Source organism: Microcystis sp. M53603_WE2, assembly GCF_030065435.1.
In genome coordinates this window covers 1-8,337 of record NZ_JASJFF010001351.1, presented here as the reverse complement: position 1 = coordinate 8,337, position 8,337 = coordinate 1, and the positions used below count along the sequence as shown (strand labels likewise).

Below are 8,337 nucleotides of genomic sequence, written 5' to 3'. Positions count from 1 at the left end.
CGAACTAACCGAGGTGACACCCACTTTAGTGATGGAAAATCTTTATCAGAGGGGATTTTGTCAGGTTTTGTGGGAGTGCGGCGGCGGTTTAAGTGCAGCGGCGATCGCTGAGGGCATGGTACAAAAAATTATCGCTTTTATTGCGCCCAAAATCATCGGGGGAATCCAGGCACCCACTGCCGTGGGTGATTTAGGATTCCAGTTAATGAGTCAAGCTTTACAGCTAGAAAATGTCACGGTTAATTATCTCAATCCCGATATTTTGATCGAGGGATATCTGCAAAGTGAACAGTAGAGCTACTGCAATTCCCCCTCAATCAGCAAATCTCAACCAACCGCTTGCAAAAGTCACAAAGTCATCAATAACCCCGATAATCTGGCAATTAACCCCGATTTTTGCGAGCGAGTTCTAGAAATCGCCCCGCTGCCGTTAAATGCCTTTATCGGTACGGTTATCCCCCTAGAAGAAGTTGGGCAATCGCTCTGTGATCAATGGTGCCATTATCGAGCAAAATAAAAAAGTTAGAATAGTCAAACCCTTAGTGATTGAACGTATGACGGTACTCGAAAAAGGTAATATCACGATTCATACCGAGAATATCTTCCCTATTATCAAAAAATCTCTCTACACTGACCATGAAATTTTTCTGCGGGAATTGATATCTAATAGTGTTGATGCCATCTCGAAATTAAAAATGGCTTCCTTAGCAGGAGAAGCGAGAGGAGAAGTCCCCGAACCAGAAATTAATCTCGCCATCGATAAAGAAAATCGTACCCTATCAATTACCGATAACGGTATCGGGATGACGGCGGAAGAAATCAAGAAATATATTAACCAAGTTGCCTTTTCTAGTGCGGAAGAATTTATCAATAAATACCAAAAATCAGCCAACGATTTAATCGGTCATTTTGGCCTAGGTTTTTACTCGGCTTTTATGGTGGCTAAAAAGGTAGAAATTGATACTCTTTCCTATCAGGAAGGTGCTACCCCTGTCCATTGGTCTTGTGATGGTTCTCCAGAGTTTGAACTAACCGATTCTTCCCGCAGCCAAATCGGCACCACTATCACCCTAACTTTAATGGATGAGGAAGGGGAATATTTAGAACCTGCCCGCATTCGCCAGTTAGTCAAAACCTACTCGGATTTTATGCCTGTTCCCATTAAAATTGATGGGGAAGTGATTAATCAACAACGGGCTTTATGGAAAGAATCTCCTCAAAATCTGACTAAAGAAGACTACCTAGAATTTTATCGTTATCTCTATCCTTTCCAAGAAGAACCTTTACTCTGGGTACATCTGAATACCGATTATCCTTTCTTGCTCAATGGCATTCTCTACTTTCCCAAACTCAGACCGGATGTGGATGTCTCAAAAGGACAATTAAAGTTATTCTGTAATCAGGTTTTTGTCAGCGATCATTGCGAGGAAATTATTCCCGATTTCCTGATACCCTTGCGAGGAGTCATCGATAGTCCAGATATTCCTTTAAATGTGTCTCGAAGTGCTTTAACCAAAGATCGCACCGTTCGCCGTATTGCCGATTTTATTGCCAAAAAAATTGCTGATCGCCTCAAATCTCTCTACAATGAAGACGCAAAAGAATATATTCGTTGTTGGGGAGATGTGGGAACTTTTATTAAATTTGGTTCCTTGAAAGAGGATAAATTTAAACAGCAGGTAGAAGATATTTTAATCTATCGCACTACCTACAAACCCCCAGAAACCCCGGTACAAGTGGCAGTGCAAACCGCCGAAGGTGACGCATGGCAAGAAGCAACGGCGAAAACTCCCCTAGAAGCGATCGAACAGGAAGGTTATACTACTCTCAAAGCCTACCTAGAACGCCATAAAGAACGCCACGAAAATCGAGTTTTTTACTGTACCGATCCTCGTAGCCAATCCACCTACGTTGAACTCTACAAAAATCAAGGGTTAGAAATCCTCTTCTTTGATTCTTTCATCGATACTAATTACTTTATTCCTTTCCTAGAAAGAGAATATTCTGATGTGAAATTCACCCGGGTTGATTCTGAATTAGACTCGACGCTGCTCGAACAGGATCAAGCTAGTGAAATTATCGATCCCGGTAGTAATAAAACCCGGGCTGAATTAATCAAAGAAATCTTCGCCAAAGCCCTTGATAATTCCCGCATCAATATCAAAACTGAAGCCTTGAAATCCGATGATCCCCAAGGTACTCCCCCGGCAATTGTCTTACTTCCAGAAGCGATGCGACGCTTACAGGAAATGACGGCAATGATGCAGCAAAAAGCCATGGCTTTCCCCGAAGAACATATTCTGATGATTAATACTAATCATCCTCTAATTCAACAGATTATCCAGATTAGTCAGGGAAGTATTGTTACCGGTAGTGGCGAATCTCCATCGGCGCAATTAGCGAAAATGCTCTGTCAGCACGTTTATGATTTAGCTTTAATCGCTCAAAAAGGATTTGATGCCGAGGGAATGCAAGCTTTTGTGGAACGTTCCAATCGCGTTCTGACTAAGCTAACCGAAAAGATTTAATCTATTGCCAAACTTTGGCTGTTTCGATATGCTGAGAGTGTGTTAATTCACACTCTATTTTTTTAACCCGATCAATATAATCTAGCGATAAGCTATCTTGCCGCCGTCAGCCTTGAATCAGTTATCAGTTATCAGTTATCAGTTATCAGATGTAAGTTTTCAGTTCACTTATACTGTTTACTGTTTACTGTTTACTGTTTACTGATAAGTAGGGAGGCACAATTATTTGTAGGATGGGTTAGCGGTAGCGTAACATGAGCGGGCGTTGGGTTTCATGCTTCAATCCAACCTACGTTCTGTTTACTGATAACTGTTTACTGTTTACTGATAACTGAAAAATGCGCTTACCCACCCTCAAATATGAGCGAGGAACCTTAATTCTCCATCCACCACCAAAAGGGAAAAAATGGCTAGATTTTGCCACTTGGGATGATCGTATCGAAAGATTTCGCATTTTGGCCATTCATTATCGTCCTCTCGTGGAAACTCTACAGGAGGAGGGCATTAACTTCCAAGATGAAGCAAAAGCTTTCAACAATTTAGAATTAATTGCCAGTTTTGAACGGGAACCCTACCCCCACCAAACGGAAGCGTTAATCGCTTGGAAAAAATCCCAGAGAAGGGGTGTCATTGTCCTTCCCACCGCTGCCGGTAAAACCTATCTTGCCCAATTAGCTCTACAATCGACTCCCCGCAGTACCTTAATTATCGTGCCGACTATTGATTTAATGCACCAGTGGTATGCCCAGATGTTGGCGGCTTTTCCCGATGCCGAGGTGGGATTATTAGGGGGAGGTTCTAAGGATAATAGTGCTATTTTAATCGCCACCTATCAAAGTGCGGCAATTTATTCAGAAACTCTTGGCAATCGTTACGCTTTTTTGATTTTTGATGAATGTCATCATTTACCATCGGATTTCTTTCGGAAAATAGCGGAAGATTCGATCGCTCCCTATCGTTTAGGTTTAACAGCAACACCGGATCGCGGTGATGGTAGTCATCAAGATTTAGATTATCTTATTGGTGCAATTGTTTATCAAAAAAGTCCCCAAGACTTGTCAGGAAAAGCCCTAGCCGATCATGAAATAATTCAAATTAAAGTGAAACTATCTGCAAAAGAACAGGAAAAATATCAAGAAGCAATTAAAATTCGCAATGATTTTTTAAGAAGAAATAATCTCAGTTTGTCTGGTTTAGATGGTTGGCAAAATTTTGTCATGATTAGTGCCAGAAGTAGCGAAGGGCGCCGGGCGATGTTAGCGCACCGGGAGTCGAAGGAAATATCCTCTGGAACCCAGGGAAAATTGCGGGTTTTAGCCGAGTTAATCTGTGAACACTATCCAGAACCAATTTTAATTTTTACCAACGATAATGCCACAGTTTACCGCATTTCCGAGAGCTTTTTAATACCTGCCATAACCCATCAAACTCCCGTGAAAGAACGCCATGAAATCCTGACCCGTTTTCGTCAGGGAGAATACAAAATTCTGGTGACTTCCCATGTTCTCAATGAAGGGGTTGATGTGCCGGAAGCGCGCATCGCGATTATTTTATCGGGAACTGGTTCCACTAGGGAATATATTCAGCGTTTAGGACGGGTGTTAAGAAAAGGCCAACAAGAGGATAAACGGGCGATTTTGTATGAAGTGATAGCCGAAAATACCACGGAGGAAAAAACCTCCCAACGACGACGGGGAGAGCAGAAAAATAAAACTAGCTATAAAACCAGTAATCGACAATTGGAATTATTGCCTTCTCCTCCGAAAAAATCTTTTTCTTTCCCGAAAGCTGCCGAATCTTCTACCCCTTGGGTGAGTTCTCCAGAGTCAGAGGAAGAATAAAAAATTTCTCTGGGGGATTTTCCTCTATAATAAAGGTAAGTAGGTAGGTGTTAAAAGTTGTCAGATACCCCCCTTATCAAGGGGGGCAGGGGGGATCGGCACCCCCCTTATCAAGGGGGGCAGGGGGGATCGGCACCCCCCTTATCAAGGGGGGCAGGGGGGATCAGAGGCAAAATCTATCTTCAATTTAATTATAACTACTTACTTAAAAAATCTTAATTGATACCCCTATGACCGAACTTGCCCAACAAAAATGTCAACCTTATCAATCGGGTTCTTCTCCTATCACTGCCGAAGAAATTACCGCTTTACAGGCTAAAATTCCCGATTGGAATCTCTTAGAATACGAGGGTATTCCCCGTCTGCAAAAACTCTATAAATTTGCCAATTTTCAAGGGGCAATCGCCTTTACTAATGCCGTGGGAGAAGCAGCGGAAAAAGAAGGCCATCACCCCGCTTTATTGACAGAATGGGGTAAAGTTACCGTTTCTTGGTGGACCCATGACGTGGGCGGATTACATCAAAATGATTTCATCATGGCTGCCCGTACCGATGATATTTATCGCCAACAAAAGGCCTAATCGTAGGCGCGAATCATCGCTTGGGTTCCCTGTTTAATTCCCTTACCTTCGTCCAATTCCGCTACTACTTTAAATAGAGTTTCCGCTAAATCTGTCCCGGGCAGAATTTCCCCGGCTGTCTGGGCAGTTTCTTTGACTAATCGCAAATCTTTTAAAATATGTTCAATCATAAAAGCTGGCTGTAAATCTTGGGCGAGGATTTTTGGTCCCAAATTTTCCAACGCCCAAGAACCCGCCGCCCCCGTTTTACAGACTTCTATGACTAAATTGGGGTCTAATCCTTGAATTTTTGCCATTTTTAGAGCCTCACACAGCGCCACCATGTGAACCGCCCCCAAGACTTGATTACAGAGTTTTACTGCTTGTCCGTTGCCGATTTCGCCACACCAGCGAATAGTTTTGCCCATGGCTTGAAAACAGGGCAGACAAGTCTGAAAATCCGCTTCTTTCCCTCCCACCATAATAGTTAAAGTGCCGTTTTTCGCCCCAATATCGCCACCAGAGACGGGAGCATCGAGAAAACGGAGATTATTTTCCTCTAGCTTTTTACCAATCATCCTAGCGGCTTGAGAGCCAATGGTACTCATATCCACCACCAGAGTTCCCACCGCTGCCGATTCCATGACACCCCCCGGTCCTAAAATTACCGCTTCCACGTCAGGCACATCTCCGACGCAGGTAAAGACAATCTCGGCATCCCTGACGGCGGCGGCGATACTAGAACAAATGTTCGCACCTGCTGCCCCGGCAATGGTTATCCCCGGCACTTCTGGGGTACGATTCCAAGCATTGACAGCAAAACCCTGACGGACAAGATTAGCCGTCATCGGCGCTCCCATCACTCCTAATCCTAAAAAGGCAATTTTTTGACTCATAATTTTGGTAATCAAGGGAACAGGGTGTGGGGTGTGGGGAAGTGGGGAAGTGGGGAAGTGGGGAAGTGGGGAAGTGGGGAAGCTGTTTCATCACCCTATCACCCCAAAACCCTCCGCAACGCGCACGCAGTGACCACCCTATCTCCTGACAACCGACGGCTAAACTAATTCTACCATTTGCAGAAATTGGGCTTCTGAAAGGGTTTTAATGCCTAATTTTTGAGCCTTTTTGAGTTTCTCACCGGGGGCTTTACCGAGGAGAATATAATCAGTGTTCGCACTGGGGGAACTGGTAACAGTACCACCGACATTAATAATCAATGATTTCGCTTTCTCGCGACTGATTTTGCTGAAGGTTCCTAGTATAACTACGCTTTTTCCCCTTAGGGTATTTTCGGCGGATTCTTGACTGGTTTGGACTATCTCCGCTGCGGGTTGCACTTCTAAACTTGTATCGGCAACCGGTATTTTTTCTGCTGCTACTACCGGAGTTTCCTCGGCAATCACCGGGGGAGTTTCCTCGGCAATCACCGAGGGGGTTTCCTGCTCTTCTACTACCGGAGTTTCACTAATAATTGCTGCTGGTTCATTAGTGGTAATAGGGGTAGTTTGTTTAGAGAAATCGTCTCTTTCTTGCTTTAGGTTTTGAATTTGAACCTCTAAAGCGGCGATTTCTGCTTGCTTAGTTGCTAACTCACCCTCAAACTTAATTTTTTCCTTTTCTAAAGCTTTAGCTGCTGTTTTTTGGGCTTCTAAATCTTGAGTTAGTTGGCGATTTTGTTGGCTTAATTCCTCGATATGACGGGAAGTTGTGGTTTCTAATTGGTCTTTTTCGGCACTTAACTGGTGTAGTTGAATCTCTAAATTAGAAATGTTTTCCCGATAGGTTTCTAGCTGTTGGGGTAACTGGGTTAATTCCTGTAATTGCCCTTCTAAATCAGCAATTTTTGCCTGAGAATCAGCCAATTGTTGGGGTAACTGGTTTAATCCCTGTAATTGCCCTTCTAAATCAGCAATTTTTGCCTGAGAATCAGCCAATTGTTGGGGTAACTGGGTTAATCCCTGTAATTGCCCTTCTAAATCAGCAATTTTTTCGGCAGCAGTGGTTAATTCTGCCGATAATTCCTCTTTCTGGACTTCTAAAGCTTGTAACTCCAGTTTAGCTGCTTCGAGACGAGCGCCGAGACTGTCCTTTTCGTCGGTTATAGCCGCCACTTGAGCGACGGTTTCTTGCAGTTTTATAGTTAAATTGTCGCATTCTTGCCCTAAAGAGAGCGATCGAGTTTGACTTACGGCTAAATCTTCGCTGAGAGACTTTTTTTGCTGCTCTAACCCAGTAATTTGACCCTGTAAGCTGGCTATTTCCTGCTGTCCTCGCTCATACTGTTCTGTTTGGTGAGCCAGATTCTGTTCTAAGGTTTGAATTTGACCTTGCAAGTTGGGAATTTGGGCGGCTAAATCGCTTAATTCTTGGTTTTTATGATCTAAATCGGCCACTTTCGCCCTTAATTCCTCTGCTTTTTCTATATCTTGCTGTAAGAGAGCTTTATCCTGTTCTAGGGTCTGAATTTGACTATAGAGAGAGGTGGTCTGTTTTTTGGTCAAATCAAATTGACGGTTAATTTCGCCTTTTTGCTGCTCTAAAGTTTGAATCTGTGCCTCTAGGCTAGTAATTTGGGCTTTTTCTGCCTCTAACTGCTCCATCAAACCCACTTTCTCCGCTTCTATTTCCTTAGCGGTGGTTTTCAGTTGTTCAATTTCACTCTCACCTATCTGGACAGCTTGCTGGAGGGACTGGAGAGAATTTTCTAAATCCGTAGCTTTGTGCTGTAATTGGGCGGAATGTTGTTCTATGTAAATTATTTTGGCGTGCAGCTGCTGATTTTCGTCTTTTAACTCTGATTGCGCCACGTCTAAACCCTTGACTTGAGCCAACAAATCTGCGTTACTTTGCTGTAATTGCGCTTGTGCGGCTAAAAGGGCGGTATTTTTGCTGACGAAACCAGAGCGCGACCAGAGGAATAGTCCTCCGAAAACAGCACTTAAACCTAATCCTTCATAAATTAATTCGTTGAGCATATCTACCCTCCTAGACAAGCGAAAAACAGTCACCTAACCGAACTGATGCGGCAATTTTGGTTATAGACCTACATCTCTACTTATATCAGTTACGGGGTGCATTCGGGGGAAGGGCGGGGAAAAAGTCACTTTTTTCATCCCGTTGTAAAAAGGTGATTTAGCTATTCGCGTTATGCTAATTTGTACCTGATCCCATTCTTGGGTGATTTCCAGGTTGATTTCTTCCTGATGGTCAAAATAGTAGCCTATTGCCGCAGGAACTTCGGCTGATAATTATCCATTGTCAATTGCCTATAGCGGGTTTCAGTTGAATGAGGTACAGCATGGATGACTAGGTAGGCTCTTTAAAAGGGGTATCGCAATAGCAACAATGGGTAAACCAGTGATGGATGTCTCGCAATGTAATCTGACTAAAGGCTTGAACGATCGCTTT

At 43.4% G+C, this 8,337-nt stretch carries 7 protein-coding genes; 4 read left to right on the top strand and 3 right to left on the bottom strand.

Annotation, left to right across the window (positions count from 1 at the left end; translation table 11 throughout):
• The 4 genes from PX481_RS28430 to PX481_RS28415 all read left to right on the top strand — a co-directional run.
• Positions 1–295 (top strand): RibD family protein (locus PX481_RS28430; RefSeq protein ID WP_288097301.1); only part of this gene is annotated, 295 nt, incomplete at its 5' end.
• A gap of 259 nt (positions 296–554) precedes the next feature.
• On the top strand, positions 555–2,528 hold the full coding sequence (htpG, locus tag PX481_RS28425) for a molecular chaperone HtpG (protein ID WP_043999364.1): 1,974 nt from the start codon (positions 555–557) through the stop codon (positions 2,526–2,528).
• A gap of 338 nt (positions 2,529–2,866) precedes the next feature.
• Positions 2,867–4,369: a DEAD/DEAH box helicase gene (locus tag PX481_RS28420; protein WP_106908979.1), complete on the top strand. Its 1,503-nt coding sequence runs from the start codon at positions 2,867–2,869 to the stop codon at positions 4,367–4,369.
• 230 nt (positions 4,370–4,599) lie between these two features.
• Entirely contained in the window at positions 4,600–4,950 is a 351-nt protein-coding gene (locus tag PX481_RS28415) for a 4a-hydroxytetrahydrobiopterin dehydratase (protein ID WP_002762185.1), read from the top strand.
• On the opposite strand, the gene PX481_RS28410 is transcribed toward PX481_RS28415, so the two are convergent.
• From PX481_RS28410 to PX481_RS28400, 3 genes are all read right to left on the bottom strand, one after another.
• Positions 4,947–5,825, bottom strand: a complete 879-nt coding sequence (locus tag PX481_RS28410; protein ID WP_288097299.1) for an NAD(P)-dependent oxidoreductase — start codon at positions 5,823–5,825, stop codon at positions 4,947–4,949. The two genes, PX481_RS28415 and PX481_RS28410, sit on opposite strands and share 4 nt — an antisense overlap.
• Complete coding sequence (locus tag PX481_RS28405; protein ID WP_288097297.1) at positions 5,767–5,916, bottom strand: hypothetical protein; 150 nt, start codon at positions 5,914–5,916, stop codon at positions 5,767–5,769. The genes PX481_RS28410 and PX481_RS28405 overlap by 59 nt, the downstream gene beginning before the upstream one ends.
• A 68-nt stretch (positions 5,917–5,984) precedes the next feature.
• Positions 5,985–7,904 carry a BRCT domain-containing protein gene (locus tag PX481_RS28400; protein WP_288097295.1) on the bottom strand — a complete coding sequence of 640 codons (1,920 nt, stop codon included), beginning with the start codon at positions 7,902–7,904 and terminating at the stop codon, positions 5,985–5,987.
• Between the last annotated feature and the right edge of the window lie 433 nt (positions 7,905–8,337).

Coding starts and splice junctions, on each gene's coding strand:
- htpG (WP_043999364.1), top strand. CDS start 555: ATGACGGTACTCGAAAAAGGTAATATCACGATTCATACCGAGAATATC.
- PX481_RS28420 (WP_106908979.1), top strand. CDS start 2,867: ATGCGCTTACCCACCCTCAAATATGAGCGAGGAACCTTAATTCTCCAT.
- PX481_RS28415 (WP_002762185.1), top strand. CDS start 4,600: ATGACCGAACTTGCCCAACAAAAATGTCAACCTTATCAATCGGGTTCT.
- PX481_RS28410 (WP_288097299.1), bottom strand. CDS start 5,825: ATGAGTCAAAAAATTGCCTTTTTAGGATTAGGAGTGATGGGAGCGCCG.
- PX481_RS28405 (WP_288097297.1), bottom strand. CDS start 5,916: ATGAAACAGCTTCCCCACTTCCCCACTTCCCCACTTCCCCACTTCCCC.
- PX481_RS28400 (WP_288097295.1), bottom strand. CDS start 7,904: ATGCTCAACGAATTAATTTATGAAGGATTAGGTTTAAGTGCTGTTTTC.